The sequence below is a fragment of the Microbacterium sp. KHB019 genome, from assembly GCF_037285405.1.
Taxonomy (GTDB): Bacteria; Actinomycetota; Actinomycetes; order Actinomycetales; family Microbacteriaceae; genus Microbacterium.
This window is the reverse complement of sequence record NZ_JBBDHF010000003.1, coordinates 289,850-316,342: the sequence shown is the minus strand read 5'-3', so window position 1 is coordinate 316,342 and position 26,493 is coordinate 289,850. Positions and strand designations below refer to the sequence as shown.

General features: G+C 69.3%; 26 protein-coding genes. 17 read left to right on the top strand and 9 right to left on the bottom strand.

The features are described from left to right. Positions 1–147: 147 nt before the first annotated feature. From KHB019_RS12785 to KHB019_RS12770, 4 genes are read right to left on the bottom strand one after another with little or no spacing between them, the layout of a single operon-like run. The gene (locus KHB019_RS12785; protein ID WP_337459132.1) at positions 148–1,167 is read right to left on the bottom strand and encodes a hypothetical protein; all 1,020 of its coding nucleotides are present in this window, start codon (positions 1,165–1,167) and stop codon (positions 148–150) included. Continuing rightward, a complete protein-coding gene (locus tag KHB019_RS12780; protein ID WP_325472247.1) occupies positions 1,164–2,399 on the bottom strand; it encodes a sensor histidine kinase in 1,236 nt (411 codons plus the stop codon). Before KHB019_RS12780 ends, KHB019_RS12785 begins: the two co-directional genes overlap by 4 nt. Beyond that, a complete protein-coding gene (locus KHB019_RS12775) occupies positions 2,389–3,051 on the bottom strand; it encodes a response regulator transcription factor (protein ID WP_230103926.1) in 663 nt (220 codons plus the stop codon). Before KHB019_RS12775 ends, KHB019_RS12780 begins: the two co-directional genes overlap by 11 nt. Before the next feature lie 28 nt (positions 3,052–3,079). Further along, a complete protein-coding gene (locus KHB019_RS12770) occupies positions 3,080–4,279 on the bottom strand; it encodes a class I SAM-dependent RNA methyltransferase (RefSeq protein ID WP_230103927.1) in 1,200 nt (399 codons plus the stop codon). A 67-nt stretch (positions 4,280–4,346) separates the two neighbouring features. Here KHB019_RS12770 and KHB019_RS12765 point away from each other — a divergent pair, with 67 nt between their 5' ends. Both KHB019_RS12765 and KHB019_RS12760 read left to right on the top strand, forming a co-directional pair. Next, positions 4,347–4,988 (top strand): Maf family protein, encoded by a 642-nt coding sequence (locus KHB019_RS12765; RefSeq protein WP_337459131.1) that lies wholly within the window; start codon positions 4,347–4,349, stop codon positions 4,986–4,988. A gap of 78 nt (positions 4,989–5,066) precedes the next feature. After that, the gene (locus KHB019_RS12760) at positions 5,067–6,830 is read left to right on the top strand and encodes an acetyl/propionyl/methylcrotonyl-CoA carboxylase subunit alpha (RefSeq protein ID WP_230103929.1); all 1,764 of its coding nucleotides are present in this window, start codon (positions 5,067–5,069) and stop codon (positions 6,828–6,830) included. Positions 6,831–6,934: 104 nt separating this feature from the next. Here the strand turns inward: KHB019_RS12760 and KHB019_RS12755 are convergent, their stop codons facing one another. Further along, positions 6,935–8,383 (bottom strand): NAD(P)H-quinone dehydrogenase, encoded by a 1,449-nt coding sequence (locus KHB019_RS12755; RefSeq protein ID WP_230103930.1) that lies wholly within the window; start codon positions 8,381–8,383, stop codon positions 6,935–6,937. A 49-nt stretch (positions 8,384–8,432) separates the two neighbouring features. On the opposite strand from KHB019_RS12755, the gene KHB019_RS12750 reads away from it, so the two are divergent. From KHB019_RS12750 to KHB019_RS12730, 5 genes are read left to right on the top strand one after another with little or no spacing between them, the layout of a single operon-like run. Next, a complete protein-coding gene (locus tag KHB019_RS12750) occupies positions 8,433–9,266 on the top strand; it encodes a purine-nucleoside phosphorylase (RefSeq protein ID WP_337459130.1) in 834 nt (277 codons plus the stop codon). 44 nt (positions 9,267–9,310) lie between these two features. Beyond that, a complete protein-coding gene (locus tag KHB019_RS12745) occupies positions 9,311–10,945 on the top strand; it encodes a phospho-sugar mutase (protein WP_337459164.1) in 1,635 nt (544 codons plus the stop codon). After that, positions 10,942–11,439 (top strand): sulfite exporter TauE/SafE family protein, encoded by a 498-nt coding sequence (locus KHB019_RS12740; RefSeq protein ID WP_337459163.1) that lies wholly within the window; start codon positions 10,942–10,944, stop codon positions 11,437–11,439. Before KHB019_RS12745 ends, KHB019_RS12740 begins: the two co-directional genes overlap by 4 nt. Next, positions 11,436–11,663, top strand: coding sequence for a hypothetical protein (locus KHB019_RS12735; protein WP_337459129.1), 228 nt, complete (start codon positions 11,436–11,438; stop codon positions 11,661–11,663). Before KHB019_RS12740 ends, KHB019_RS12735 begins: the two co-directional genes overlap by 4 nt. Positions 11,664–11,697: 34 nt before the next feature. After that, entirely contained in the window at positions 11,698–11,961 is a 264-nt protein-coding gene (locus KHB019_RS12730; protein WP_337459128.1) for an HPr family phosphocarrier protein, read from the top strand. Positions 11,962–12,081: 120 nt separating this feature from the next. Here the strand turns inward: KHB019_RS12730 and KHB019_RS12725 are convergent, their stop codons facing one another. Then, entirely contained in the window at positions 12,082–14,004 is a 1,923-nt protein-coding gene (locus KHB019_RS12725; RefSeq protein ID WP_230103934.1) for a BglG family transcription antiterminator, read from the bottom strand. A 144-nt stretch (positions 14,005–14,148) separates the two neighbouring features. Here KHB019_RS12725 and KHB019_RS12720 point away from each other — a divergent pair, with 144 nt between their 5' ends. The 10 genes from KHB019_RS12720 to KHB019_RS12675 all read left to right on the top strand — a co-directional run bounded on the left by KHB019_RS12720 (position 14,149) and on the right by KHB019_RS12675 (position 23,620). Beyond that, a complete protein-coding gene (locus tag KHB019_RS12720) occupies positions 14,149–14,499 on the top strand; it encodes a PTS sugar transporter subunit IIB (RefSeq protein WP_325472248.1) in 351 nt (116 codons plus the stop codon). Next, positions 14,496–14,774 (top strand): HPr family phosphocarrier protein, encoded by a 279-nt coding sequence (locus tag KHB019_RS12715; RefSeq protein WP_325472249.1) that lies wholly within the window; start codon positions 14,496–14,498, stop codon positions 14,772–14,774. The genes KHB019_RS12720 and KHB019_RS12715 overlap by 4 nt, the downstream gene beginning before the upstream one ends. Further along, positions 14,774–16,459, top strand: a complete 1,686-nt coding sequence (gene ptsP / locus KHB019_RS12710) for a phosphoenolpyruvate--protein phosphotransferase (RefSeq protein ID WP_337459127.1) — start codon at positions 14,774–14,776, stop codon at positions 16,457–16,459. The genes KHB019_RS12715 and ptsP overlap by 1 nt, the downstream gene beginning before the upstream one ends. Next, on the top strand, positions 16,456–18,018 hold the full coding sequence (locus KHB019_RS12705; protein ID WP_337459126.1) for a PTS mannitol transporter subunit IICB: 1,563 nt from the start codon (positions 16,456–16,458) through the stop codon (positions 18,016–18,018). Before ptsP ends, KHB019_RS12705 begins: the two co-directional genes overlap by 4 nt. A gap of 69 nt (positions 18,019–18,087) precedes the next feature. Then, positions 18,088–18,522: a PTS sugar transporter subunit IIA gene (locus KHB019_RS12700; RefSeq protein ID WP_230103966.1), complete on the top strand. Its 435-nt coding sequence runs from the start codon at positions 18,088–18,090 to the stop codon at positions 18,520–18,522. Then, positions 18,519–19,664: a mannitol-1-phosphate 5-dehydrogenase gene (locus tag KHB019_RS12695; protein ID WP_337459125.1), complete on the top strand. Its 1,146-nt coding sequence runs from the start codon at positions 18,519–18,521 to the stop codon at positions 19,662–19,664. The genes KHB019_RS12700 and KHB019_RS12695 overlap by 4 nt, the downstream gene beginning before the upstream one ends. 12 nt (positions 19,665–19,676) lie before the next feature. Then, positions 19,677–20,966, top strand: a complete 1,290-nt coding sequence (locus KHB019_RS12690; protein WP_337459124.1) for a flavin-containing monooxygenase — start codon at positions 19,677–19,679, stop codon at positions 20,964–20,966. Further along, the gene (locus tag KHB019_RS12685) at positions 20,963–21,916 is read left to right on the top strand and encodes a bile acid:sodium symporter family protein (RefSeq protein WP_337459123.1); all 954 of its coding nucleotides are present in this window, start codon (positions 20,963–20,965) and stop codon (positions 21,914–21,916) included. The genes KHB019_RS12690 and KHB019_RS12685 overlap by 4 nt, the downstream gene beginning before the upstream one ends. Next, positions 21,913–22,878, top strand: a complete 966-nt coding sequence (locus KHB019_RS12680; RefSeq protein ID WP_337459122.1) for an SDR family oxidoreductase — start codon at positions 21,913–21,915, stop codon at positions 22,876–22,878. Before KHB019_RS12685 ends, KHB019_RS12680 begins: the two co-directional genes overlap by 4 nt. 10 nt (positions 22,879–22,888) lie before the next feature. Further along, on the top strand, positions 22,889–23,620 hold the full coding sequence (locus tag KHB019_RS12675) for an alpha/beta hydrolase (RefSeq protein WP_230103943.1): 732 nt from the start codon (positions 22,889–22,891) through the stop codon (positions 23,618–23,620). A gap of 13 nt (positions 23,621–23,633) precedes the next feature. Here KHB019_RS12675 and KHB019_RS12670 read toward each other — a convergent pair whose 3' ends face one another. The 3 genes from KHB019_RS12670 to KHB019_RS12660 are packed head-to-tail and all read right to left on the bottom strand — an operon-like array spanning position 23,634 to position 26,492. Next, positions 23,634–24,752 (bottom strand): adenosine deaminase, encoded by a 1,119-nt coding sequence (locus KHB019_RS12670; RefSeq protein ID WP_230103944.1) that lies wholly within the window; start codon positions 24,750–24,752, stop codon positions 23,634–23,636. Positions 24,753–24,801: 49 nt separating this feature from the next. Then, complete coding sequence (locus KHB019_RS12665) at positions 24,802–26,097, bottom strand: thymidine phosphorylase (protein ID WP_230103945.1); 1,296 nt, start codon at positions 26,095–26,097, stop codon at positions 24,802–24,804. Beyond that, complete coding sequence (locus KHB019_RS12660) at positions 26,094–26,492, bottom strand: cytidine deaminase (RefSeq protein WP_230103946.1); 399 nt, start codon at positions 26,490–26,492, stop codon at positions 26,094–26,096. Before KHB019_RS12660 ends, KHB019_RS12665 begins: the two co-directional genes overlap by 4 nt. Between the last annotated feature and the right edge of the window lies 1 nt (position 26,493).

The window sequence follows — 26,493 nt, the reverse complement described above, 5'->3', positions numbered from 1 at the left end:
CGACCAGACTGATACCAACGCTTCGCGTTCGATCGGTCTCTCTGCCCCAGGGTAGGCAGACGGTGATCGATCTCCGGCGGTCAGTTTTCGGGTAACTGCACCGCATCGGCGAGGGGCGGGCGGCTTCGCCGCCCCTCGCCCTCTCTCTCAGGGCGTCGCGTCCACGCTTCGTTCCCGCGGGATCTCGTGCCACAGGCCGACAGCGTCGTCGTCGGACGAATCTCCCGTCCCCGACCGCCCCACCACCGTCACGGCGGTGTGAGCATCTCGCGCGGCGCGGATGATGACGCGCTCGACATCGGCCTGCCCGAGCACATCGGCGAGCTCGTTGCGGATCTCGTCGCGCCGCGCCTCGCCGAGCTCGTCGAGCCCACCCTCGTCGAACACGGTCACTGCGATGCCGCGCAGACGCACGTCGCGGATGGCGGAGCGGACGGCGTCGTTCAGAAGACTCGCACCGCGCAGCTCATCACGCAGGCGCCCTTCGGCGAGCCGCGCCTCCAGCCGCTCCTCCTCGCTGAGTCGTCCTCGCGAGGCGATCGTGCTCGTCAGCACCGGCCCGGCGGCACCGAGCGCGTACTGCACGCGGATGCGACGCTCGCGCTGACGGACGAGCTGCGTCGCGTGCCACGCCGATACGGCTCGCTGAATGTCTGCCAGGTGCTCGGTGTCGCGCACTGCCCGATCCCAGAAGAGCACCAGCAGCTGAGCGACGACAGCCCAGGTGATCGATCCCACCAGACCCAGCTCCAGCGCCACGAAGAATCCGAGATAGACGCTCGACACCGCCATGAGCACGGCCAGCACCAGCCACCCGATCACCGGCCTCCTGCGCACGATGCACACCACGGCGAGCAGCCCGACGCCGCCGATGTACCAGGTCGCGAACGGCGCCGTGCGATGGATCGGCTGCAGCGACGAGCTGACCAGCACGGGGATGGCGATCCCCGCGAGCAGAGCGATGATCCCCCACCAGGCCGGCAGTCGCGGCGCGTTCGGACCCTCGACGAGCACGGACGCGACCATCACGACGACGTACAGCAGGATCGACGCCACCATGAGCAGCGGTGCGGCCGGTTGCACGGTCCACCACACGGCACGAGCCGCGAAGTAGATCGCGAATCCGACGGCCAGTGCCGTCGCCACGCTTCGCACGGAGCGGTTCACACCTGCTCCCAACCGAGGATCACACGCGTGCCCGTCGAATCGGAGTCGATGGTCGCGGTGCCGGCGACGCCCGCCATACGCGCGATGATCGACGCGCGGATGCCGAGCCGGTCCTCCCCGATCGCATCCAAGTCGAACCCTGGACCGGTGTCGATGATCGTCACCGTGAGCCCGTCGTCGCCGCGTCCCTCGGCGATCACATGCAGACCCCGGCCGTTCGCGTGCGCCATCGCGTTGCCGATCGCCTGCCGTGCCGCGAGCACCATTGCCCGCGCGGCCCTCCCGGGGATGAGGCCACCGGTGCCACGCTCCTCCACGATCGCGTCGGCTCCCAGTTCCGAGAGCGCGCGACGCAGCTCAGCGACGATCTGGGCCGCACCCACCGGGTCATCGCTGCCCTCCTGCGCGACCGCAGCCTCGGTGTTGGCGAGGCGGGTGAGCGCCTCCCTGGCCATAGCGACAGCGAGGTCTCTGGCACGATCCGAGTCCGCGCGCTCGGCCGCGATCAGCGCCGCGAGGACGCTGTCATGCATCAGGGCGGCCATCGCGACCTTCTCCTCTTCGGCTGCTGCCCCTGCGGCCGCCGCCGCGTACGACGCGACAGCCATGCTGCGGGCCTCGTCGACGCCGGCTGCGACGGAACGGAACATCCATCCGAGCGAAACGATGACGACGCCGAGGATGATGGTGAACGTCACGTCGAACGCCGTCGACGTCCAGTACGTCCCCGTGAACTCGCCCTCGACGAGTCGCACGTATCCGTACACGAGCGGCACGCCGAACGCCCAGATCACCTGGATCCAGACGGGGAAGGCGAGCATCGCCGCGACCACGCCGACGTTGACGAGGAAGAAGATCCAGGGCTGGCTGACCGTCGCGGCATGGGAGTCGATCACGAGCGGCCAGGCTGCGAGCGCGACCACGTAGACGACCGCGAAGACACCGCTCACCACGCGAACCCCGCGGCCGAGGACGCAGGCCACGAGCATCGCCGCGAGCGGCACGTACACGACCAGCAGCAGCACGACCTGCACTGTGGACGCCTGTTCGGTCTGACCGCCGAACGCCGCGAACAGCGCCTGTACACCGAGGATCGCCGATCCGATCGCGACCACAGTCGCGAGGATCCGCTCCATGCGCTTGCCGGTGAAGCGCTCGAACTCCTTGCCCGCCGTGCCACCGGGTGAGGGGATCTGTCCCCAGGCCGCACGCAGCGCGGTGTCAGCCGGCACTCACGGCTCCATCGGAGGCGACGATGCCGTCTTCCATCGCCCGGCGCAGCAGGTCGACTTTGGTCGGAGCAGGACGCCCCACCTCCACGTACTTCACCCGCACACGGGTGATGTTCTCCTTCGCCGTGGAATACGCGACTCCGAGGCGTTCGGCGACCGCCTTGAGCGGCAGCCCCGTGGCGTACAGCCTGAGCACGTCGCGCTCGCGCACCGACAGCTGAGCATCGGCGAACTCGCGGTCCCCTTCGACGGCGCTCGCCCACTCGACGTTGTTGAGAGCCTCCCCGATCGCGACGGTGCGGATGGCGTCGAGCACGTCATCCAGAGACGACGACTTGCTGACGACGCCCGCGGCGCCGGCCACGAGGGCCTCGCGCACGGCTGCCGGTCGATCGGCCACGCTGTGGATCACGACGCTCGCGCCGTCCGCGACGAGCGCCGTGACGTTCTCGGTGACGGTCGTGCCGTCGCCGAGCGTAAGATCCAGCACGACCACATCGGCCGGGGTCGCTCCGGTACCGGCCCGCCAGTCCAGATAGGACCCCACGGTACTCCCCGAGAACACGACCGTGCTCTCGCCGGCACGCTCGCAGGCGAGCTCCAGTCCGAGGCGGACGGACTCGTGATCGTCGATCAATGCGACCCTGCTCATGTCCTCAGCCTATCGATCTGCTGAGTGTTCAGCGGGTGAGCAGTGCAACCGTCTCGAAGTGATGCGAGTGCGGGAAGAGGTCGAAGGCGTCCAGCGAGGCGACTTCCCAGCCCAGCTCGCGGAAGGTTCCGAGGTCGCGGGCGAGCGCGACGGGGTCGCAAGCGACGTAGGCGACGGCATCCGGGCGCAGCGCGTTCACGCCTTCGACCACCGCTCGTCCTGCGCCTGCGCGGGGCGGGTCCAGGACGACAGTGCCGGCGCGCGCACCCTCGGGAAGTCCGGCGAGGTACCGATCGACTCGGGCAGTGACGGCGGTCGCATCGACATCGGCGAGGTTCTCCTGCGCGTGGTCGGTGGCCCGCCGACTCGACTCGACCGTCACGATGTCGGTCGCGCCGACCGCCGCCAGCGAGGACGCCAGCAGGCCCACCCCGCCGTACAGGTCGAAGTGGACCTGCTCCGGATCGATGCGACCGGAGAGCATCGTGCGGACGGCGCCGTCCAGTGTGGCGGCGGCGCGCGGATGCACCTGCCAGAAACCGTCGGCATCCACGCGGAACGGGCGCTCCCCCACCCGTTCGACGATCACCGGTGCGGCGGGTCGCTTGCCGCGCTCGGGGCGGCGCAGCACGTGCACCGCGCCGTCAGCGGACTCGACGAGATCGACGCGCCCCGGCTTGAGGTTGCGCAGCGCGAGCGCCTCGGCTGCGATACGCGGGCGAGCGAGCGGGTGGGAGGAGACGCCGATGACCCGATGGCTGCGAGCGGCATAGGGGCCCACGACCCCGTCGGCGTCGACGTGCAGTGACAGTCGGGTGCGCCAGCCTGTGCCGTCGGTGTCATCCACGCCGGACACTTCGGGCGCCTCGAGCCCCGGGCCTGCGAACTTGTCGAGCGCCTCGGCGAGGACTCGGCGCTTCAGCACCCGCTGATGGTCGAGGGCGATGTGTCCGAGATCCGCGCCGCCGGCGCGGTCGTCGGGGTCGCGGGAGACATCGGCCTCCGGCCACACGTGCGTGCGGCGGTGGGGTGAGGCATCCAGCACCTCGACGGTCTCGGCCCGCCAGAACGACGACTTCGTGGTATCCGTGACCCTGGCACGGACCCGCTCGCCGGGGATGGCATCCGCGACGAAGACGACGCGACCCTCGTGGCGGGCGATGAAGGTGCCGCCGTGCGCGATGCCGGTGATGTCGAGATCGATCAGGTCGGATGCTGAGGAGGCCATCCCTCGAGGATACGGTTCACGCGGCGGCACCGTGTCGTCGGCATGTCGTCGGGATACGGTGGAGTCCATGCAGGTCTGCCTCGCGTCCACGTCGCCCGCCCGCCTCATGCTTCTCCGCCAGGCCGGAATCGAACCGATCACGCGCGCCCCGGAGACGGACGAGGACGCGCTGACCGCGCAGGCCGCCTCCGAACGAGGCACCGACCTCGCTCCGGACGACCTCGTGCTGCTCCTCGCCCGAGCGAAGGCAGCCGATGTCGCGCATCGCCTCGCCGCCGACGATCCGAGCTTCGACGGAATCGTGATCGGCGGCGACTCGATGTTCGCCCTGGACGGCCGCGTCTACGGCAAGCCGTACACGGCTGAGGAGGCGACGAGGCGCTGGCGCGAGATGCGCGGCGCCACCGGCATCCTGCACTCCGGCCACTCCGTGTTCCGGCTTCAGCCGGGCCTGCCCCGTCGTGAGGCGACCGCGGTCGCCGAGGCCGCCGTGACGTTCGCGGACGACATCTCCGACGAGGAGATCGCGGCCTACGTCGCATCCGGCGAGCCGCTCCACGTCGCCGGCGCCTTCACCGTCGACAGCCTCGGCGGCGCGTTCATCACCCGCGTCGACGGCGATCCGTCGACAGTCGTCGGCATGTCCTTGTCGACGATCAGGGCCATGGTCCGCGACCTCGGCGTTTCCTGGCCAGACCTGTGGTCGTAGACATCCCGTCACGTTCTCACGGGTTTCTTGTGGAGAGTGCTCAAAAATCTGAGCCCTGATCTCGCTAGGCTGGCACTCATGCCAATCGAGAAGGTGCTCATCGCCAACCGCGGTGAGATCGCCGTACGAATCATCCGTGCCGCTCGCGATTCCGGGATTCTCTCGGTCGCCGTCTACGCAGACCAGGATCGTGATGCACTGCACACGCGCCTTGCGGACGAGGCGTACGCGCTCGACGGCGACACGAGCGCGAGCACCTACCTGCAGATCGAGAAGATCCTCTCGATCGCGCGGCGCTCCGGCGCCGACGCTGTGCACCCCGGCTACGGCTTCCTCGCCGAGAACGCCGAGTTCGCCCGCGCGGTGATCGGCGCCGGCATCACCTGGATCGGCCCGTCCCCCGAGGCGATCGAGGCGCTCGGCGACAAGGTCACCGCCCGTCACGTGGCGGAGAAGGTCGGAGCCCCGCTGGCACCAGGCACCCCCGGCCCCGTGGAGAACGCAGACGAGGTCGTCGCCTTCGCGAAGGAGCACGGCCTGCCGATCGCGATCAAGGCCGCGTACGGCGGCGGCGGACGCGGCCTGAAGGTCGCCCGCGAGTTCGACGAGGTCGCCGAGCTGTTCGAATCCGCCACGCGCGAGGCCGTCGCGGCCTTCGGCCGCGGCGAGTGCTTCGTCGAGAAGTACCTCGACAAGCCGCGCCACGTCGAGACCCAGTGCCTGGCGGATGCCGAGGGCAACGTCGTCGTGATCTCGACCCGCGACTGCTCGCTGCAGCGCCGCCACCAGAAGCTCGTGGAAGAGGCGCCGGCCCCGTTCCTCACGGACGAGCAGAACAAGCAGCTGTACGCGGCATCCAAGGCCATCCTCAAGGAGGTCGGCTATGTCGGAGCCGGGACCTGCGAGTTCCTGATCGGCGCCGACGGCACCGTCTCGTTCCTCGAGGTCAACACCCGCCTGCAGGTCGAGCACCCGGTCTCCGAGGAGATCACCGGGATCGACCTCGTCCGCGAGCAGTTCCGCATCGCAGCGGGCGGCACCATCGACTACGACGACCCGACGCCCAGCGGCCACTCGTTCGAGTTCCGCATCAACGGCGAGGACCCCGGTCGCGGGTTCCTGCCCCAGCCCGGCCCTGTCCACGTCTTCAAGACGTTCGGCGGTCCCGGCATCCGCCTCGACTCGGGCGTCACCGCCGGCGACTCGGTCTCCGGCGCGTTCGACTCGCTGCTGGCCAAGATCATCGTGACCGGCAAGGACCGCGCCGAGGCGCTCGAGCGCGCTCGTCGCGCCCTTGACGAGTTCGAGGTCGCCGGCCTTCCAACTGTGCTTCCCTTCCACCGCAAGGTCGTGCGCGACCCCGCCTTCACGGCCGAGAACGACGAGTTCGGCGTCTTCACCCGGTGGATCGAGACCGAGTTCGACAACGACATCCCCGCCTGGGATGGCGAGCTCGAGGCCCCCGCTGCCGCCGCCAGCCGCCACACGGTGGTCGTCGAGGTCGCCGGCAAGCGCCTCGAGGTGAGCCTCCCCGACCGCGTCACGGTCGCCGCAGGCACCGCAGGCCGACCGGCCGCCGTGCCCCCGTCGCGCCGCAGCCACGCGACGACCGCCTCAGCGGGAGCATCCGGTGACGCTGTGAAGTCGCCCATGCAGGCCACGGTCGTCAAGATCGCGGTCGAAGACGGGCAGCAGGTCGTCAAGGGCGACCTCGTCGTCGTGCTCGAGGCGATGAAGATGGAGCAGCCGCTGCAAGCGCACAAGGACGGCGTCATCGGCAACATCAACGCCGCATCCGGCGCCACGGTCGCCGCCGGCCACCAGCTCCTGACGATCTCCTGACCCGTCCACCCGCGCCGATACCCCGCTTTATTGCCGAGACCCCGTCCTGCTGACGCGAACAGGACGGGGTCTCGGTGCGAAGACGGGGTCTCGGCGGACGGAAGTCAGGAGATGTTCACCAGATGCATCGCTCGGCTCGCATCCGTGATGCTGCTCGACAGCGACGGGTATGCGGCGAACACGCGCGAGACCTGGTCGACAGTCAGCCGACGCTCGACGGCGACGGCGATCGGGTAGATGAGCTCTGAGGCCTTGGGCGCGACGATCACGCCGCCGATCACGGTGCCCGAGCCCTTGCGGGCGATGATCTTCACGAAGCCGTCCTTGATGCCCATCATCTTCGCGCGCGGGTTCGCGGCGAGAGGGAGCTTGTAGACGAGGCCGTCCGCCGCGCCGTTCTCGACGTCCTTCTCGCCGACGCCGACCGTGGCGATCTCGGGTGCCGTGAAGATGTTCGACGTGATCTTCACCTTGTCGAGCGGGATGACGATGTCGCCGAGCGCGTGGAACACGGCCGTGCGGCCCTGCATGGATGCTACGGATGCCAGCGGGAAGAAGTTCGTGCAGTCGCCGACCGCGTAGATGTTGGGCACAGAGGCACGAGCGACCTTGTTGACGCGGACGTGGCCGGACTCGGTGAGCTCGACCCCGGCCTCCTCCAGCCCGATGCCGGCGGTGTTCGGGATCGACCCGACCGCCATCAAGCAGTGGCTGCCCTCGACCGTGCGGCCGTCGGCGAGCGTGACGAGCACGCCGTTCTCAGTCCGCACGACGCTGTCGGCACGGGCCTTGGAGAGCACGGTCATGCCGCCGCGCTTGAAGACCTTCTCCAGAACGCGAGCGGCATCCGGGTCCTCGCCTGGGAGCACCTGGTCGCGGCTGGAGACGAGCGTCACCTTCGCGCCGAGGTTCATGTACGCCGAGGCGAACTCGGCGCCGGTGACGCCGGAGCCGACCACGATGAGATGCTCGGGCAGCGCCTTCATGTCGTACAGCTGGGTCCAGGTGAGGATGCGCTCACCATCGGGCTTGGCACTGTCGAGTTCACGCGGCGATGCTCCGACCGAGACGACGATGGTGTCGGCCTCGACGCGGTCGAAGTCCGTGCCGCCGGGGCCGGTGGAGACGATGATCGCGTTCGGTCCCTCGAGCCGGCCGTGACCGGAGAGGATGCGGACGCCGGATTCGAGCAGGGTCGAGCGCATGTCCTCGGACTGCTGACCGGCGAGAGCCAGGAGCCGCTTGTTGACGGCGGCGAGGTTGATCGCGATCTCTGGCTTGAGCGGCTTGCCGTGCGCGCCCTTGGCGTAGAACTGCACGCCGAGGTCGCTCGCCTCGGCGATCGCGACGGCCGCGTCAGCTGTGGCGATGAGGCTCTTCGACGGAACGACGTCCGTGAGCACGGCCGATCCGCCGACTCCGACTCGCTCCACGAGCGTCACCTCAGCACCGAGCTGAGCGGCGGCGAGCGCCGCCTCGTATCCGCCGGGACCGCCACCGAGGACGGCAACGCGCTGAGTGCGCTCAAAAGGAGTCGAAGACATGCCTTCCATTCTTCCGCAATCCTCGCTGACATGCCGTCGCCTTCCTTAGAGTGGATCCATGACCGACATTCATGACAATCCCCTCGACGCTCCGGACGCAGACCCGTCCGCGATCGCAGCCGAAGCCGCAGCAGACATCGCGCGGCTCACCGGTGTCGAGACGCACGACATCGCGCTCACACTCGGCAGCGGATGGGGCAAGGCGGCCGAACTCATCGGCGAGACCGTCGCCACGATCCCCGCCACGGAGGTCACCGGGTTCTCCAAGCCGGCGCTAGAGGGCCACGTCGGAACGCTCCGCAGCATCCGCACGCCTGGCGGCAAGAACGTGCTCGTCATCGGCGCACGCACGCACTACTACGAGGGCCACGGCGTCCGCCGCGTCGTGCACAGCGTCCGCACCGCCGCGGCGACCGGGGCCAAGATCATGGTGCTCACGAACGGCGCCGGCGGCATCCGCGAGACGTGGAAGCCGGGCCAGCCCGTCCTCATCAGCGATCACCTCAACCTCACCGCCGATTCGCCGCTCGAGGGCGCGACGTTCGTCGACCTCACCGACCTGTACTCGAAGCGCCTGCGCGACGTCGCGCACAGCATCGACCCGTCACTCGACGAGGGTGTGTACACGCAGTTCCGCGGCCCGCACTACGAGACCCCGGCCGAAGTGCAGATGGCCAAGGCCATCGGCGGCCACATCGTCGGCATGTCGACCGCGCTCGAGGCCATCGCCGCCCGCGAGGCCGGCATGGAGATCCTGGGCTTCTCGCTCATCACGAACCTCGCCGCCGGAATCCAGAAGACCCCGCTCAGTCACGGTGAGGTCATCGAGGCCGGCAAGGCCGCCGAGCCGGTGATCTCCGCTCTGCTCGCCCGGGTGGTGGGGGCGCTGTGAGCGCCGAGGCGCTGGACGCACGGCTCGCGCAGGCGCGGGCCTGGATGCGTCAGGATCCGGATGCCGAGACCCGCGACGAGCTCGCCGCGGTCATCACACGCGCGGCATCAGGGGACGCGGCAGCAGTCGCCGATCTCGACGACCGCTTCGGTGCGCGTCTGGAGTTCGGGACGGCCGGCCTGCGCGGAGAGCTCGGTGCCGGCAGCAACCGCATGAACCGCGTGCTCGTGGCGCAGGCGGCGGCGGGCTTCGCCGCCTATCTGCGTGAGCGTGCGGGCGACTCCACCGCGTCGGTCGTGATCGGCTACGACGGTCGCCGCAACTCTCGGCGTTTCGCGCTGGACTCCGCCGAGCTCTTCGCCGGTGCGGGCCTGCGCGCGATCCTGCTCCCTCGGCTGCTGCCGACGCCCGTGCTGGCGTTCGCCGTGCGCCACCTCGACGCTGACGCCGGTGTGATGGTCACCGCGAGCCACAACCCGCCGAACGACAACGGCTACAAGGTCTACCTCGGCGGCGCGGACTCCGGTTCGCAGATCGTCTCCCCCGTCGACGCCGAGATCGCCGCGCGCATCCAGCAGGTGGCGGATGCCGGTGACATCGGCACCCTCCCCCGCTCGACCGCGTACGAACTCGCCGGCGAGGACGTCGTCGAGGCCTATGTCAGCGCGACCGCGGCCGTAGCCCCTGCGCCGGAGTCCGCCAAGGGCATGACGTGGGTCTACACGGCGATGCACGGCGTCGGGTGGGAGACGTTCGCGCGGATCCTGGACGCCGCTGGCTACCCGCGCCCCAAGACCGTGGGCGAGCAGCTGAACCCCGATGCGATGTTCCGCACCGTTTCTTTCCCGAACCCGGAAGAGCCCGGCGCGATGGACCTGGCGTTCGCCGCCGGGCGACGCACCGGCGCGGACTTCATTCTGGCGAACGATCCGGATGCCGACCGCCTGGCCGTCGCGATCCCCGATGAGGCTGCGGAGGGCGGCTGGCGCCGCCTGAGCGGCAACGAGATCGGGCTGCTGCTGGGTGCGCGCGCCGCGCGCGCCGCCGAGGGCACACCGGGCGCGTCTCTCGCCTGCTCCCTCGTCTCCTCCCCAGGTCTCGGTGCGATCGCCGCGCACCACGGGCTCGATTTCCACGAGACGCTGACCGGGTTCAAATGGATCTCGCGAGCTCCGGGCATGGTTTTCGGCTACGAGGAGGCCCTCGGCTACCTCGTCAATCCCGAGACAGTGCGCGACAAGGACGGCATCTCAGCCGCGATCGCCGTGCTGGGTCTCGCTGCCGAAGCACGCGAGCGCGACGAGACGCTGGCGAGCCTCCTCGCCGACCTCGGCGAGACGTACGGGCACTTCGCGAGCGGGCAGGTGTCGGTTCGCGTCGACGACCTCTCGATCATCGGCAAGGTGATGCTCGCGCTGCGCACTCTCCCGCCCACGCGCATCGGCGAGACGCCGATCGCGTCCGCCGAGGACCTGATGGAGGCAGCGCCCGGCCAGCCCTCCGGCGATGTGCTGCGGTACACGCTGGCGGACGGCTCGCGCGTGATCGTGCGCCCTAGCGGCACAGAGCCCAAGCTGAAGGTCTACCTCGACGCCCAGGCCGCCTCCGCCGATCAGGCGAAGGCGACGGTCGAAGCGCTCGAGGCCGGTGTGCGGACGCTGCTGGAAGAGCGCTCCTGATCCTCGCCCTCGTCGGCGTCACCGCACTGGCGGCAGGGGTCATCCAGCGTGTCACCGGCCTGGCCTTCGTGCTCGTTCTCATCGGTCCGATCGTGCTCGTGTACGGTCCGGTCGAAGGCGTGACGCTGGCCGTGCTGCTCGCCGTGATCGCCTCGGCGATGGCGCTGCCGTCGGCATGGCGGGATATCGACTGGGGACGAGCTCTCTGGCTGCTCGGAGCCGGGCTGGTCGCGGCACCCTTCGGCGCTCTGCTCGCCAGGCTGCTGCCGGAGCCCGCCCTGCTGTTCGCGATCGCGGCGATGGCGATCATCGCTCTGCTCGGGCCACGGGTGGTCCCGCCGCTGCCGCGCTACGCGGTCGCCGAGGCGCGATCGCCGCGGGCGCCATCGCCGGATTCATGCACAGTTCGAGCGGGCTGTCCGGTCCGGCACTGGCCGCCTATGCAATTGCCGACCACTGGGAGCAGCGACGCTTCGCCGCGAGCGCTCAGGTGATATTCCTCGGATACGGTGCGACCTCAGTGCTGTTGCGCGGGCTCCCGGACACCCCCGCGTGGGAGGTGCTCGTACTCGGCGTGTGCACGGCGATCGGCATCATCGGCGGCTCGGTGCTCACTCGCGTCGTCCCCGTCCCGCTGGCTCGAGCGGTGATGCTGTGGTGCGCATGGATCGGAGCCCTGGTGGTGCTGGTGCGTGCGGTCGTCGCCGTCGCGCGATGAGCCCCCGGTAGCATCTCTCGAAAGGGAGGCCGCGATGCCGATCAGACAGGTCGTGATCAGCGCACACGACGGTATGCACGCACGTCCTGTCGCTGACCTGGCGCGTCTGGCGCTCGCTCATCCCGATCCGGTCACCCTGACGACAGCATCCGGAGCGACCGTCGACGTCGGCAGCGTCCTCGCCGTCATGGACCTCGCCCTCGGCCCCGGCGATGCGGTGCGGCTCGAGACCGCCGAGTCTGCGACTGCAGACAGCGCCCTCGATGCGATGGCCGGGATTCTCGATCCGCGCAGCTGATCGTTCGCGCGGCTCTTCCCTGCCCGCGCTGCAGAAATGTCGGCCGCGTGAACAGGATTCGGCAGCGCGAACCAGGATTGAGCCGCGGTAACAGGATCCAGCAGCGCGGACCGATCGCACTCAGCCGTCGATGACGGCGACGAGCTCGTCGAGGAACGCCTCGAACGTCGTCCCACGGCGGACGATCCGCTGCACGCTGTCGCGCTCGCTGAACACCTCGACGAGCTGCTCGAACACGGTCTGGAACGCGGTGCGATCGCTTTCGCTGAAGGCCGCGAGCGCGACGACCTGCACGCGCCCGTCCCCCCAGGCCACCGAGCCATCGGCGACACCGATCGCGATCGCGGTGCGTTCGGCGGTCATCTGCAGCGCGTGCGGCACGGCCAGGGCGTCGGTGAACGCCGTCGACGACATCCGTTCACGGACGATCGTGTTCTCCACGTAGTCGTCGCCGATGAGCCCGGATGCCGTGAGCATGCCGCCCAGGCGCCGGATCACGGACTCCTCGCCCTCGTCGGGCAACGGGTGCAGGTACGCATCGGGAGAGAAGTACCGTGAGAGCTCCTCGCGCAGCCGGTTCAGGCGGCGTCCGCGGCGGATGCGCGCGGCGGTCTGCGTCACGCGCTCGACGTCGGCGTCCGTGAGGAACGGCTGGATGCGCACGTACCGCTCGCCGCTCGCCCCGGGGTCGATCGTGGTGAGCACGAGGTCGGTGTCGATGCTCTTCCAGTCCGGGTCGACGGTCGTGACGACGCCGGTGACCTCGACCGATGACCCGAGCGACCGGTCGACGCTCGAGCGCAGCAGTTCGTGCAGTTCGTAGTAGCCGGGACAGACGATCGTGGCGGTGAGGATCGACTCCGCCTTGCGGCTGCGCTCCAGGCGCCCGCCGATGTGCATCGCGATGTACGCGATCTCGTCGTCGTGGATCGGGGCGCCGAGGCGGTCGTGCAGCCCGCTGGCGATGGAGACGGCGACCTCGAAGATCATCGGATACGACGACTTCAGCGAGCGGGTGAGCGGGTTGCGCGTCCATGCCTGCTCCTCGGCGCGGCGCAGCAGGTTCTGCACGTGGAGCGCGAGCCGGAGGATGAACTTCTCATCGACGAGATCGACCTGATAGTCGGCTGCGGCCTGCACGATCTCCGCCCTGACCGCCGCCTCGATCCCGGGATCCACGCCGCTGCGCACGGCACCGGCAGCGGCATCCTGTCCTGGCGCGATCGCGCGCGTGAGCACCAGCGTCGCGAGATGCGCGCTGTCGCCCTCGCCCAGCGTGACACCGAAGTGCTCCGCCGCGAGGTCGCGGATCACGCCGCCGAGCTTGGGGATCTCCTCCCACGTGCCGGCGACGGGCGTCTCGAGAGCGCGACCGGCGGAGACCCGGTCGGCTGCGATCGCGATGTGCAGCAGCACATCCGAGATCGCCAGCTCGTTGACGTAGTACCCGAGCGCGCCGAGCTCGCGGACGAGCGCGGTCTTGAACGGGCCGACGGCGTGCGCGGCGACGGTCGTGCCCGTGAGAGCCCGTCGGATGCTCTCGGGGTGGAAAGACCCGGCATCCATCTCGTCGTGCGCGAGACGGCTCAGCAGGCGGCGCTGGGCGACCTCCGCACCGCGCAGCCGCACGGTCTCGCGGTCGCGCTCCAGACGCAGTTCCATTCCGTCGAGCAGCCCGCGCACCCGGGCTAGATCCGACTCCAGGGTCGCCTCGCTGACGTGCATGCGATCGGCGGTCTCGTAGACATCGATGCCGTCCGAGGCGTCGAGCAGCAGGCGCACGAGGGCGTGCAGGCGGTCACGCGGTGCCGATTCGCCCGTCAGCCTGGCGCGCAGCGCGTCATGCGCACCGGACCCTGCCCGGTAGCCGGCCGGCCCGGACTCGACGGCGTCGGCCTCGGCGGTGCGGGCGTTGAGCGCTGCGACATACGAGCGGATGCTGCGCGGTGTCACGCCCAGCACATCGGCCAGGCTCGCGGCTGTCGCCCACTCGTCCTGCCGGAGCAGGGTCTGCAGGAGCCGGTCCTGACGCTGTCGCGACATGGTCTCCATGATGCCAGCACCGCGCCGTTCGGAGGGCGGAAGGCGATGTTCCGCAGGGGCGGAAAGGAACATGGTGGCACCCCTCTCAGCCGTTTCCCAGAATGGGAGAAGCCTCGGTGAAGTGCGAAGGGTGAGGTGGCATCGATGAGGATCCTTGTGGTGTGCGGCGCCGGCGCGTCCAGCACCTTCGTCGCCCAGCGACTGCGGCACGCGGCATCCGCGGCCGGTCGTGACTGGGAGGCGACGGCCGGCACGGAGAGCACGATCGCGTCCGCGTTCGCGGACCTCGTCCTCGTCGGCCCGCATCTGGCCGACGGGATCGACGCCATCCGCGCCGCGGCGCAGGTTCCCGTCGTCGTGCTGCCGGAAGACGTCTTCGGAGACCGCGACGGCACGCGAACCCTGGCGCTCGTCGAGGCCGCGCTGACTGATTCCCCCCTGCCTGATTCCCCCCTGACTGATTCCCCACCGTCCACCGCGAAAGGAACATCATGACCGAGATCTCCCGCACCGTCCGCATCGGCTCCTCGCACGGGCTCCACGCCCGCCCCGCGAAGCTCTTCGCGCAGGCTGCGAAGGAGGCCGGCATCCCCGTCACGATCGCGAAGGGCGACGGCAAGCCGGTCAACGCCGCCAGCATCCTCGGCGTCATCGCCCTCGCGGTCGAGCACGGCGACTACGTCACGCTCACGGCCGATGGCGACGGCGCGGAGACCGTGATCGACACGCTCACCGAGCTCCTGACGACCGACCATGACCAGGAGTCGTGATGGCCGAGATCCGTGGCGTCGGCATCGGGCAGGGCGTCGCCCAGGGGCCCGTGGTCCGCATGGCCGAGGCGCTCCCCGCGCCGGAGCAGAGACCCACCACGATCGGTGCTGACGCCGAACGCGCCCGTGCACGCGAGGCGGTCACCGTTGTGGCGGCCGAACTGCAGCAGCGCGCCGAGGCCGCCGGCGGATCGGCGCAGGAGGTGCTCGAGGCCCAGGCGATGATCGCCGAGGACCCGACGCTCCAGGACGAGGTCGACGCCAGGATCGACGACGGCAGCACAGCCGAATGGGCCGTTCATGACGCGTTCGCCGGATTCCGCGCGACGCTCGAAGCCGTCGGCGGCTACCTCGGCGAGCGCGCAGCCGATCTGGACGACATCGCTCAGCGCGTTCTCGCGCACCTCCGCGGCGTCGATGCACCCGGAGTCCCCGACCCCGGTCACCCCTTCGTCCTCGTCGCGCGTGACCTCGCTCCGGCGGACACGGCGCTGCTGAAGCTGGACCAGGTGCTCGCCCTGATCACGACCGACGGCGGCCCCACGTCGCACACGGCGATCCTCGCCCGCGAGAAGGGCATCGTCGCGATCGTCGGCGCCGCAGACGCCGCAGCGCTCGAGAACGGCACGACCGTGATCGTGGATGCCGCATCCGGCACCGTCACGACCGATCCATCGGCGGACCAGCTCGAGCGCGCAGCCGACCGGGCTGCGGCCCGCGCAGCCGCCGTCGACGCTCCGCCCTCCCCCGGTTCCCTCGCCGACGGCACGGCGGTCGCCCTGCTCGCGAACCTCGGCAAACCGGCCGATGCGGCCGACGCCGTGGCGCGCGGCGCGGAGGGCGTCGGCCTGTTCCGCACCGAGTTCCTGTTCCTCTCGGCATCCCAGGCGCCGACGGTCGCCGAGCAGCGGACCTCCTACACCGAGCTCCTGGCCGCCTTCCCCGGCAAGAAGGTCGTCGTTCGCATGCTGGATGCCGGTGCCGACAAGCCCCTGGCGTTCCTCAACGACGCGCACGAGGAGAATCCAGCCCTTGGCCTGCGCGGCCTGCGGTCTCTGCGCGCCAGCGAGGACATCCTGCGAGAGCAGCTCACGGCGCTCGCCGAGGCGGATGCCGCGACCTCGGCCGACCTGTGGGTCATGGCGCCGATGGTGACCACGGTCGAGGAGACGAAGTACTTCACCGACCTCGCCCGCGAGTACGGGCTGAAGACGGCAGGCGTCATGGTCGAGGTGCCGGCGAGCGCGCTGCTGGCCGACCGGGTGCTCGCGCACGCGGACTTCGCCTCCATCGGCACGAACGACCTCACCCAGTACACGATGGCGGCAGACCGCATGCTCGGCTCCGTCGCCTCGTTCCAGAACCCGTGGCACCCTGCGGTGCTGCGTCTGGTGGGCGAGGTCGGCTCGGCCGGAGCGCGAACCGGCAAGCCGGTCGGCGTCTGCGGCGAGGCCGCAGCCGATCCGCTGCTCGCGCTGGTCCTCGTCGGTCTCGGCATCACGAGCCTGTCCATGGCTCCTGCTGCGCTGGCCGACGTGCGGCTCGCGCTCTCCGAACGCACCCTCGACGAGGCGCGCAGCCTCGCCGAGATCGCACTGGCTGCGGACGACGCAGCCGGTGCACGCAACGCCGTGGCAGAAGCCGTCACGGCCCTACCCTCACACCAGAAAGAGACGACATCATGACGACGACGTCAACGGCCGCCCCGAATCGTGGCGGCATCCGCGTGGGCGTGCAGAAGTTCGGCACGTTCCTGTCCGGCATGGTCATGCCGAACATCGCGGCCTTCATCGCGTGGGGTTTCATCACCGCGCTTTTCATCCCTGACGGCTGGCTGGGCAGCAACAGCCCCGTCGAATCCTGGCGCTGGGCGGATTCCGCCATCCTCGGCGGCGGGACCATCGGCGATGTCGACTACCCCGGCCTCGTCGGCCCGATCATCACGTACCTGCTGCCGATCCTGATCGCCTTCACCGGTGGTCGAATGGTGCACGGACACCGTGGCGGTGTCGTCGGCGCCGTCGCCGCGATGGGTGTCATCAGCGGCGCTGCCGGCACGGTGATGTTCCTCGGAGCCATGATCGCCGGACCCCTCACCGCCCTCGTCCTGAAGTGGGTCGAGAAGCCGTGGCAGGGCAGGATCAAGCCCGGCTTCGAGATGCTGGTCGACAACTTCTCAGCAGGTTTCGTGGCGTTCTTCATGGCGCTGGCGTCGTTCTTCTGGCTGGCGCCGATCATGCAGTGGCTCACCGACATCCTCGGCGGCGCCGTCGGATGGCTCGTCGAGACCGGCCTGCTTCCGCTGGCGAGCATCATCGTCGAGCCGGCCAAGGTGCTGTTCCTGAACAACGCGATCAACCACGGCGTGTTCACTCCGCTCGGCACCGAGCAGGTGCAGGATGTCGGACGCAGCCTGCTCTTCCTGGTCGAGGCCAACCCCGGCCCCGGTGCGGGACTCCTGCTGGCGATCACCGTCTTCGGCGTCGGCGTCGCCCGCGCGACCGCTCCCGGTGCGTTCATCATCCAGTTCCTCGGCGGCATCCACGAGGTCTACTTCCCGTACGTACTGGCCAAGCCCATGCTCATCCTCGGTCTGATGGCCGGTGGCGCGACCGGTGTCGCGACGAACATGATCTTCCAGTCCGGCCTCGTAGCCCCCGCCGCTCCTGGGTCGATCTTCGCAGTCCTCATCCAGACCGCACCGGGCAGCCACCTCGGCGTCATCTGCTCGGTCGTGTTCTCCGCAGCTGTGACGTTCGCGATCTGCGCACCGATCCTGCTCGCTTCGCGCAAGCGGGATATCGCGGCAGAAGCGGCCACCGGCGACCCTCTCGCAGCCGCGATCGCGAAGACCGAGGCGAACAAGGGCAAGTCGTCCAGCACGCTCTCCAACCTCGCGGCCACGGCAACCGCCACCGGTGCGGCGGCCACGGCAGTGGCGACCGCACCGATCCAGAACATCGTGTTCGCGTGCGACGCGGGCATGGGGTCGTCCGCGATGGGTGCGAGCGTGCTGCGCAACAAGCTCAAGAAGGCGGGCATCGAGGACGTCACCGTCACCAACGCGGCCATCGCGAACCTCGACGGCACGGCCGACCTGGTGATCACCCAGCAGCAGCTCACCGACCGGGCGAAGGGCAAGTCCCCGAACTCGATCCATGTCTCCGTCGACAACTTCATGAATGCGCCGCAGTATGAAGAGGTCGTCGAGATGGTGCGCGAGCAGAAGGAATCCGGCGAGTAATCCCTTTCGGTGGGCGGATGCCGCGGCATCCGCCCACCGATTCCATCGACAGCAAACGAAGGAGACATGATGGGCGTTCTCACGATCGGCCAGGTCCGCATCCACTCGGGAAGCGCGACGCAGGAGCAGGCGCTGCAGGAGGCGACGGACATCCTCGTCGCCGCTGGCGCCGTCACCCCCGCCTACGTCGACGCGATGCGTCAGCGCGAGGAGACGGTGTCGACCTTCATGGGAGCGGGCCTCGCCATCCCGCACGGCACGAACGAGACCAAGGATGCGATCCTCGCCTCCGGTCTGTCCGTCGTCCGGTACGACGGCGGCGTCGACTGGGCGGGTGACGACGTGAACTTCGTGATCGGCATCGCCGGACGTGGCGACGAGCACCTCGAGATCCTCTCGCAGATCGCGATCCTGTTCTCCGACGAGGACGACGTCGCGAAGCTCAACGCCGCCCAGACCCCGGATGAACTGTTCGCGCTCCTGTCGGCGGTGAACGAAGGATGAAGGCCGTCCACTTCGGCGCCGGGAACATCGGGCGCGGCTTCGTCGGTCTTCTGCTGCACGAGGGCGGCTACGAGCTGGTCTTCTCCGACGTCGCCGGCGCGCTGGTGGACGCCATCAACGCAACTGACTCCTACACGGTCCACGAGGCGGGTCCCGGCGGGGTCGACCGGGTCGTGACCGGGTACCGCGCGGTGAACAGCGCGGAGAACCCGGATGCCGTGGCAGACGAAGTCGCCACCGCCGACGTCGTCACGTGCGCTGTCGGACCGACGGTGCTGCGTTTCATCGCCCCCGCGATCGCCGCCGGGCTCGCCCGCCGCGACCCCGCACTGCCGAAGCTGCAGATCATGGCGTGCGAGAACGCGATCGGCGCCACAGATCAACTGCGTGCAGAGATCGAGAAGCTCGATCCGGCCGCCGCCGATCGCGCCGTCTTCGCGAACACCGCCGTCGACCGCATCGTCCCCGCCCAGCCAGAGGGCTCAGGCGTCGACGTCACGGTCGAGCCGTACTACGAGTGGGCGATCGAGTCCGGTCCCTTCGGCGAGGATCTGCCGAACATCCCCGGTGCGCACTTCGTCGACGACCTGGCGCCGTTCATCGAGCGCAAGCTCTTCACCGTCAACACCGGTCACGCCGCGACCGCCTACTTCGGCGCGCAGGCCGGCATCGAGCGGATCTCCGATGCCCTCGCCTCCCCCTCGATCGCCGCCCGCGTCAGCGCTGCGCTCGAGGAGACCAGTGCGATGCTCTCGGCCGTGCACGGGCTGGACCCCGACGAGCTCGCCGCATACCGTGCGAAGATCCTCGACCGGTTCCGCAACCCGGAGCTCGTCGACACCGTGCAGCGCGTCGGCCGGCAGCCGTTGCGCAAGCTGTCCAGGCACGAGCGCTTCATCGGCCCGGCCTCGCAGGCGGCGGAACACGGACTGTCGACGTCGGCCCTCGTCGCTGCGATCGCCGCCACTGTCGCGTTCGACGATCCGGCCGACGAGCAGTCCGTCGAACTGCAGCGGATGCTGCGCTCCGACGACGCGGATACGCTGACGGCGACTGTCACCGGTCTCGAGCCGGAGCACCCCCTCTTCGGCGCCGTGCACGACGTCTTCGCGGCACGGCAGCAGGAGCTGCGCACGCTCTGACAGAATCTCCCCATGAGCAGGTACGCCGTCATCGGCGCTGGCCCATCAGGGCTGGCAGCAGCGCGGGCGCTGCAGAAGCAGGGCATCGACGTCGAGGGCTTCGAGGCGTCGCACGGCGTCGGCGGCCTCTGGGACATCACGAACCCGCGCAGCTCGATGTACGAGTCGGCTCACCTGATCTCGTCTCGCACGACCACGGAGTTCGCCGAGTTCCCGATGCGGTCGGACGTCGACTACCCGAGTCACGCGGTTCTGCTCGAGTACTTCCGTTCCTACGCCGATCACTTCGGCCTGACGCCGCTGTTCCGCTTCGACACCAGGGTGACCCGGCTCGAGCCGCAGGGCTGCGGGTGGGATCTCACCGCGATGGGCCCTGACGGCGAGCAGACCCGCTGGTACGCCGGAGTCATCCTGGCGAACGGCACCCTGTCGGAGCCGAACACTCCGACGTTCGCCGGAGAGTTCAGCGGCGAGATCAGGCACACGCACTTCTACAAGAGTGCGCGCGAGCTCGACGGCAAACGCGTGCTCATCGTCGGGGCGGGCAATTCGGGGTGCGACATCGCCGTGGATGCCGTGCACCACGCGGCATCCGTCGACATGAGCGTGCGCCGGGGATATTATTTCGTCCCGCGGTACCTGTTCGGCCGCCCGAGCGACACCCTCAACCAGGGGCGTCCCCTGCCTGCACGCCTCAAACAGGCCGTGGACTCACGCGTGCTGAAGGCCTTCACCGGCGACCCTGTCAGGTTCGGGTTCCCGAAGCCCGACTACCGGATCTACGAATCCCACCCGATCGTGAACACCATGGTGCTGAACCACCTCGGCCAGGGCGACCTGCGCATCCGAGGCGATGTCGAACGATTCGACGGCGAGACCGTGCACTTCCGGGGCGGCGGCTCAGGCGACTTCGACCTCGTTCTGCTGGCGACCGGCTACACGCTCGATTACCCGTTCGTGAATCGCGCGCACCTGTCGTGGCATTCCGCGTCGCCGCGGCTGTTCCTCAACATCTTCCCCGCGTCGTTCAACGGGCTGTACGTGATGGGCATGGTCGAGGCCTCGGGTCTGGGCTGGCAAGGGCGCTACGAGCAGGCCGAGCTGCTGGCGGCTTATCTCGACGCGGTGGAGAACGATCCGGGCCGTGCCCAGCGCTTCCGCGAACGGGTCACGCGCAGCCCCTGGCCGGACGTCACAGGCGGCTACCGCTATCTCGCCCTGGATCGCATGGCGTACTACGTCAACAAGGACGCGTACCGCGGCGCGGTGAAGGCTGAGCGCCGGACGATGGAGGCGCCGTGAACGTCGACGACATCGTCCTGAGCTTCACACCGGTGTCTCTCACGCTGCTGAACGTCGTCCTCGGGCTGATCATGCTCGGGATAGCTCTGGACACGGCGCCCGGCGACTTCCGCGTGGTGGCGAAGCATCCCAAGCCCTTCATCATCGCGATCCTCGCCCAGCTGCTCCTGCTGCCCGTGGTGACCTTCGCTCTGACGCTCGTACTGCCGGTGACGGCATCCATGGCGATGGGCATGATCCTCGTGGCGTGCTGTCCGCCGGGGAACATCTCGCAGGTGCTCACGCACCGTTCCGGGGGCAACGTGGCGCTGTCGGTGTCGATGACCGCTGTGGGAAACCTGCTCTACATCGTTGCGATGCCGCTGAGCATCGCATTCTGGGGCTCGCTGCACCCCTCCGCGAGCACCGTGCTGGAGAAAGTGTCGCTCGATCCGGTGAAGATGCTTCTCGAGATCGTCCTGATCATCGGGCTTCCGTTCACCGTCGGTCTGTTCGTGCGCGCCAAGCTGCCGCGGATCGCCGAGAAGGCGCATCCCTTCGTCAAGTGGTTCAGTCTGCTCGCCCTGGTCGGCTTCATCACCGTGGCGCTGGTGGGCAACTGGTCGGTGTTCGTCAGCGTGCTCGGAATCATCGTCCTCGTGGTGACCGTGCACGACGCCGTCGCGCTCGCGCTCGGCTACGGCACGGCAGTGGCCGGGGGCCTGGGCACGCGGGAGCGCAAGGCGATGACGTTCGAGGTCGGCATCCGCAACGCCGGGCTGGGCCTCGGCATCGTCTTCGCCTTCTTCGACGGACTCGGCGGCATGGCCATCGTCGCCGGGTGGTGGGGCATCTGGGACATCGTCGCCGGGCTCATCGTCGCGAGCCTGTGGGCGCGGCACACCCGGCGCCGCACCGGCTCCCCCGCCGGAGACGCCAGCGGGCGCAGCACCCTGGAGACATCCTCGTGAGGCGCGTCCTCATCACGGGCGGGAGCGGGTTCCTCGGCTCCCACGTCGCCGGCATGCTGGCTGCACGCGAAGACGTCGAGCTCGTCGTGTCGGCGGATCTGCGCGAAGAGCCGGAACGCGAAGGCATCCGCTCGGTGCGGATGTACTCGGTGCGGATGGATGTGACGGATGCTGAGAACATCGCGCGCGTGCTCGGCGAGTATCGAATCGACACCGTCGTGCACCTCGCCGCGATCGTGAACCCCGGCGCCGACGTCGACCTCGAGTACCGGGTCGACGTCACCGGCACGGCGAACGTGCTCGCGGCGTGCGTCGGCACCGGTGTGGTGCGCATCGTCGTGTCGAGTTCGGGTGCGGCGTACGGCTACCACCCCGACAACCCGGAATGGATCGACGAGACTCAGCCGCTGCGCGGCAACGATGTGTTCCCGTACTCGCGCCACAAGCGCCTCGTAGAGGAGATGCTGGCCGAGCACCGCCGCACGCATCCCGAACTCGAGCAGGTGATCTTCCGGATCGGCACGATCCTCGGCCCCGATGTGCGCAATCAGATCACGGCACTGTGGGATGGCCGGCGCATCCTGCGGATCACGGGCTCCGACTCCCCGTTCGTGTTCGCCTGGGTCGACGACGTCGCCGCAGCGTTCGCCCGCGCCGCGACCGACGGGCCACCAGGAATCTACAATGTGGCCGGCGACGGCAGTTTGACGGTGCCGCAGATCGCTGCTCGGTTGGGCAAGCCGCTGCTCACCATCCCCGCGTGGGCGCTGGTTGTCGCGCTCAGCGTGGGCCGGATGCTGCGGCTGACGCCGCACGGCCCGGAGAAGGTCGTCTTCCTGCGCTATCGGCCGGTGCTGGCGAACGGACGGCTGAAGACGGAGTTCGGCTTCACGCCGTCACGCACGAGCGCGGAGGCGTTCGAGGAGTACCTGACGACGCATCCGGGGGTGGGACGGGCGTAGCGTGGGCGGCGTGAAGAAGAAGCGGTCCGTCCTGCGCTGGACCCTGTGGGGCCTTGTCGCGGTCCTCGTCCTCGCGATCGGCGGCACACTCGTCTGGACGCAGGTCGGGGTCATGCCCGCCGAAGAGGGGCCGCTGGAGAGCGCGCGGAACAACGCGAGCATCACGATCGAGGACGCACCGGAGGGCATCGTCCTCACCCCGGCCGACGGCGACTCGGATGCCGGTCTGGTCTTCATCCCCGGAGCCAAGGTCGATCCGTGGGCCTACGTCGCCATGCTGCAGGGCGTCGCCGAAGAGGGGAAGACCGTGGTCATCACGCGCCCGTGGCTGAACCTCGCCTTCTTCGATCCGCGCGGCCTCGACGCGTTCACGAGCGCGGCGCCGGAGGTCGACACCTGGGCGGTGGGCGGCCATTCGCTCGGCGGCGTGCGAGCGTGCCAGCTGGCCCCGGATGCCGGTGCGCTGGTGCTGTTCGGCTCATACTGCTCGAACGATCTCTCAGGCTCCGACCTTGATGTACTGAGCCTGGCGGGGAGCGAGGACGGCCTGTCGACGCCCGAGAAGATCGCCGACGCCCGGCACCTGCTCCCGGCTGACGCCGACCTCGTCGAGATCGACGGCGCCTCGCACGCGTCGTTCGGCGACTACGGTCCGCAGAGCGGCGACGGCACCCCGACGATCTCCGACGGCGAGATGCACAGCACGGTCACGGAACTGCTCGTCCCGTTCCTGCAGGGATGACCTGCGCGGTCGGTCAGCGGCTCTGGAAGCCCTCGGCGATCATCTCGACGAGCTCCTCGCGCTCCTCGACAGGCAGGAACGTCGCGGCGGCCGCGTTGAACTGGAACGTCTCCAGGTCGTCGAGGTCGTACCCGAAGGCGTCGACGAGCAGGGCGAGCTCACGGGTGAGCGAGGTGCCGCTCATCGTGCGGTTGTCGACGTTCACGGTGACGGCGAAGCCCAACTGATAGAGCAGATCGAACGGGTGGTCGGCGAGTTCGGTGCCCCAGGCCTCGATCGCGCCGGTGTGCACGTTCGACGAGGGCGAGAGCTCGAGCGGAACTTCCCTGTCGCGAACCCAACGGGCGAGATCGCCGAACTTGACCTGGACCTCTTCGCCGTCGCGCCCCATGACCTCGAGGTCGGAGACGATGCGCACGCCGTGGCCGAGGCGCAGAGCACGACCATCCAGCAGTGCACTGCGGATCGAGGCCAAGCCAGCGGCCTCACCGGCATGAACGGTGACGGGCATGAAGTTCGCCGCCAGCAGCTCGAAGGCCTCACGGTGATCGGAGGCCGGGAACCCGTCCTCCGGGCCCGCGATGTCGAAGCCGACAACGCCGTCGTCGCGGTGATCGAGCGCGAGCTCGGCGATCTCGAGGGCGCGGTCGTTCTGTCGCATGGCGCTGAGGATCTGACCGACCCGGATGCTGCGACCGGAGCGGTCAGCGGCATCCTCGCCCTCCTCGATCCCCTGCTGCACGGCGTCGACGGCGTCGTCGAGCGACAGGCCGCCTGCCAGATGCTGCTCCGGCGCCCACCGCATCTCGCCGTAGATCACGCCGTCGTCGGCGAGGTCCTCGACGAACTCCCGCGCGATGCGGGTCAGTCCCTCGGCCGTCTGCATGACTCCGACCGTGAAGTCGAACGTCTTCAGATACTTCACGAGGGATCCGGAGTCGGCCTGCGCGGTGAACCAGTCGCCGAGCGCATCGCCGGAGCCTGCGGGCAGCTCGAGTCCGATCTCCTCGGCGAGCTCGACCACTGTAGCGGGGCGCACAGCGCCGTCGAGGTGGTCGTGCAGCGAGATCTTGGGCAGCGAGCGCAGCGAAACGCCCTGGATCTTCACGTCACCGTCAGGTGCGATCGACATGGAACCTCGTCCTCTCAGAAGCGGAGCGCGCTCTCACGCGCGCTACAGCCTACGCGGTGATGCGCTCGCGGACGAGGGGCCCGATCTCGGGCGCGGTGTCGCCCAGCGTCCAGGCGCCCTCGAGGGCTTCGAGCGCCCGGGGGAAGCGTGCCTCGTCCTCGGCGGAGAGCGTGAACAGCGCCTGTCCTGCGCTCACCCGATCGCCGGGCTTTACGTGCAGGTCGATGCCGGCGGCGTGCACGACCTGGTCCTCGGCGCGTGCGCGCCCTGCTCCCAGGCGCCACGCCGCGATGCCGAACGGAAGGGCCTCCATGCCGGTGACGATCCCGTCCGCTTCGGCCGTGACGACATGCGTCTCACGAGCGGTGGGGAGCGGAGCATCCGGATCGCCGTCCTGGGCGCGGATCATCGCCTTCCAGGTGTCCATGGCGCGACCGTCGTCCAGCGCGCCCTCGACGTCGGCATCCGGCTGACCGGCCAGCGTGAGCATCTCGCGTGCGAGCGCAATCGTGAGCTCTCGGATGTCGGCCGGCCCGCCGCCGGCGAGGACCTCGACGGACTCGCGCACCTCGTTGGCGTTGCCGATCGCGAGTCCGAGCGGCACGTTCATGTCGGTCAGCAGCGCCGTGGTGGCCACCCCCGAGTCCGTTCCGAGCGCGACCATCGTCTGAGCCAGCTCGCGCGCGCGATCGATGTCCTGCATGAAGGCGCCGGAGCCGAACTTCACGTCCAGGACCAGTGCGTCAGTGCCCTCGGCGATCTTCTTCGACATGATGCTCGACGCGATCAGCGGGATCGCCTCGACCGTGCCGGTGACGTCGCGGAGCGCGTACAGCTTCTTGTCCGCCGGGGCGAGACCGGAGCCTGCCGCGCAGATCACAGCGCCGACATCGCCGCGCATCTGCTCGAACATCTCCTGGTTCGACAGCGCAGCGCGCCATCCGGGGATCGCCTCGAGCTTGTCGAGGGTGCCACCCGTGTGGCCGAGTCCTCGACCGGAAAGCTGCGGCACGGCGACGCCGAAGGATGCCACGAGCGGGGCGAGCGGCAGAGTGATCTTGTCGCCGACGCCGCCGGTGGAGTGCTTGTCGACCGTGCGCTTGCCCAGGCCGGCGAAGTCCATCCGCTCCCCCGACGCGATCATGGCATCCGTGAGCACCTGGATCTCGGAGCGCTCCATGCCCCGCTGGAAGATCGCCATGGCGAAGGACGCCATCTGCGCGTCCGAGACGTAGCCGCGGGTGTAGGCGTCGACCATCCACCGCAGGGCGGGCTCGGGGACCGCTCCCCCGTCGCGCTTCGCGCGGATCACGTCGATCGCGTCGTACGGTTCCGGTGCGCTCATCGGGCGTCCTCCAGGTCGCGCGGCCCGAATGCGTCGGGCAGCACCTCGTCGATGGTCCGGATGCCGGACACGGTCTCGAGCAGCATCTCGGGCATGGAGTGCTCGAACAGCAGCTGACGGCAGCGCCCGCACGGCATGATGGTCTGCCCGTCGCCGTTCACGCACACGAAGGCGACGAGCTTGCCGCCGCCCGACATGTGCAGGTCGCCGACCAGCGCGCACTCGGCGCAGAGAGTCACCCCGTACGAGGCGTTCTCGACATTGCAGCCGGCGACGATGCGTCCGTCTGCGACGAGCGCCGCAGCCCCCACCTTGTAGCGGGAGTACGGGGCGTAGGCCTTGTGCATGGCCTCGGTCGCGACGTGACGAAGCTCGTCCCAATCGATGTCTGTCATG

Bases quoted from the DNA above. Each gene is read 5' to 3' on its own strand.
- KHB019_RS12720 (WP_325472248.1), top strand. From the start codon at position 14,149: ATGAGGATCCTTGTGGTGTGCGGCGCCGGCGCGTCCAGCACCTTCGTC.
- KHB019_RS12765 (WP_337459131.1), top strand. From the start codon at position 4,347: ATGCAGGTCTGCCTCGCGTCCACGTCGCCCGCCCGCCTCATGCTTCTC.
- KHB019_RS12700 (WP_230103966.1), top strand. From the start codon at position 18,088: ATGGGCGTTCTCACGATCGGCCAGGTCCGCATCCACTCGGGAAGCGCG.
- KHB019_RS12690 (WP_337459124.1), top strand. From the start codon at position 19,677: ATGAGCAGGTACGCCGTCATCGGCGCTGGCCCATCAGGGCTGGCAGCA.
- KHB019_RS12715 (WP_325472249.1), top strand. From the start codon at position 14,496: ATGACCGAGATCTCCCGCACCGTCCGCATCGGCTCCTCGCACGGGCTC.
- ptsP (WP_337459127.1), top strand. From the start codon at position 14,774: ATGGCCGAGATCCGTGGCGTCGGCATCGGGCAGGGCGTCGCCCAGGGG.
- KHB019_RS12775 (WP_230103926.1), bottom strand. From the start codon at position 3,051: ATGAGCAGGGTCGCATTGATCGACGATCACGAGTCCGTCCGCCTCGGA.
- KHB019_RS12705 (WP_337459126.1), top strand. From the start codon at position 16,456: ATGACGACGACGTCAACGGCCGCCCCGAATCGTGGCGGCATCCGCGTG.
- KHB019_RS12770 (WP_230103927.1), bottom strand. From the start codon at position 4,279: ATGGCCTCCTCAGCATCCGACCTGATCGATCTCGACATCACCGGCATC.
- KHB019_RS12760 (WP_230103929.1), top strand. From the start codon at position 5,067: ATGCCAATCGAGAAGGTGCTCATCGCCAACCGCGGTGAGATCGCCGTA.
- KHB019_RS12730 (WP_337459128.1), top strand. From the start codon at position 11,698: ATGCCGATCAGACAGGTCGTGATCAGCGCACACGACGGTATGCACGCA.
- KHB019_RS12665 (WP_230103945.1), bottom strand. From the start codon at position 26,097: ATGAGCGCACCGGAACCGTACGACGCGATCGACGTGATCCGCGCGAAG.
- KHB019_RS12670 (WP_230103944.1), bottom strand. From the start codon at position 24,752: ATGTCGATCGCACCTGACGGTGACGTGAAGATCCAGGGCGTTTCGCTG.
- KHB019_RS12750 (WP_337459130.1), top strand. From the start codon at position 8,433: ATGACCGACATTCATGACAATCCCCTCGACGCTCCGGACGCAGACCCG.
- KHB019_RS12725 (WP_230103934.1), bottom strand. From the start codon at position 14,004: ATGTCGCGACAGCGTCAGGACCGGCTCCTGCAGACCCTGCTCCGGCAG.
- KHB019_RS12745 (WP_337459164.1), top strand. From the start codon at position 9,311: ATGCGTCAGGATCCGGATGCCGAGACCCGCGACGAGCTCGCCGCGGTC.
- KHB019_RS12695 (WP_337459125.1), top strand. From the start codon at position 18,519: ATGAAGGCCGTCCACTTCGGCGCCGGGAACATCGGGCGCGGCTTCGTC.
- KHB019_RS12755 (WP_230103930.1), bottom strand. From the start codon at position 8,383: ATGGAAGGCATGTCTTCGACTCCTTTTGAGCGCACTCAGCGCGTTGCC.
- KHB019_RS12660 (WP_230103946.1), bottom strand. From the start codon at position 26,492: ATGACAGACATCGATTGGGACGAGCTTCGTCACGTCGCGACCGAGGCC.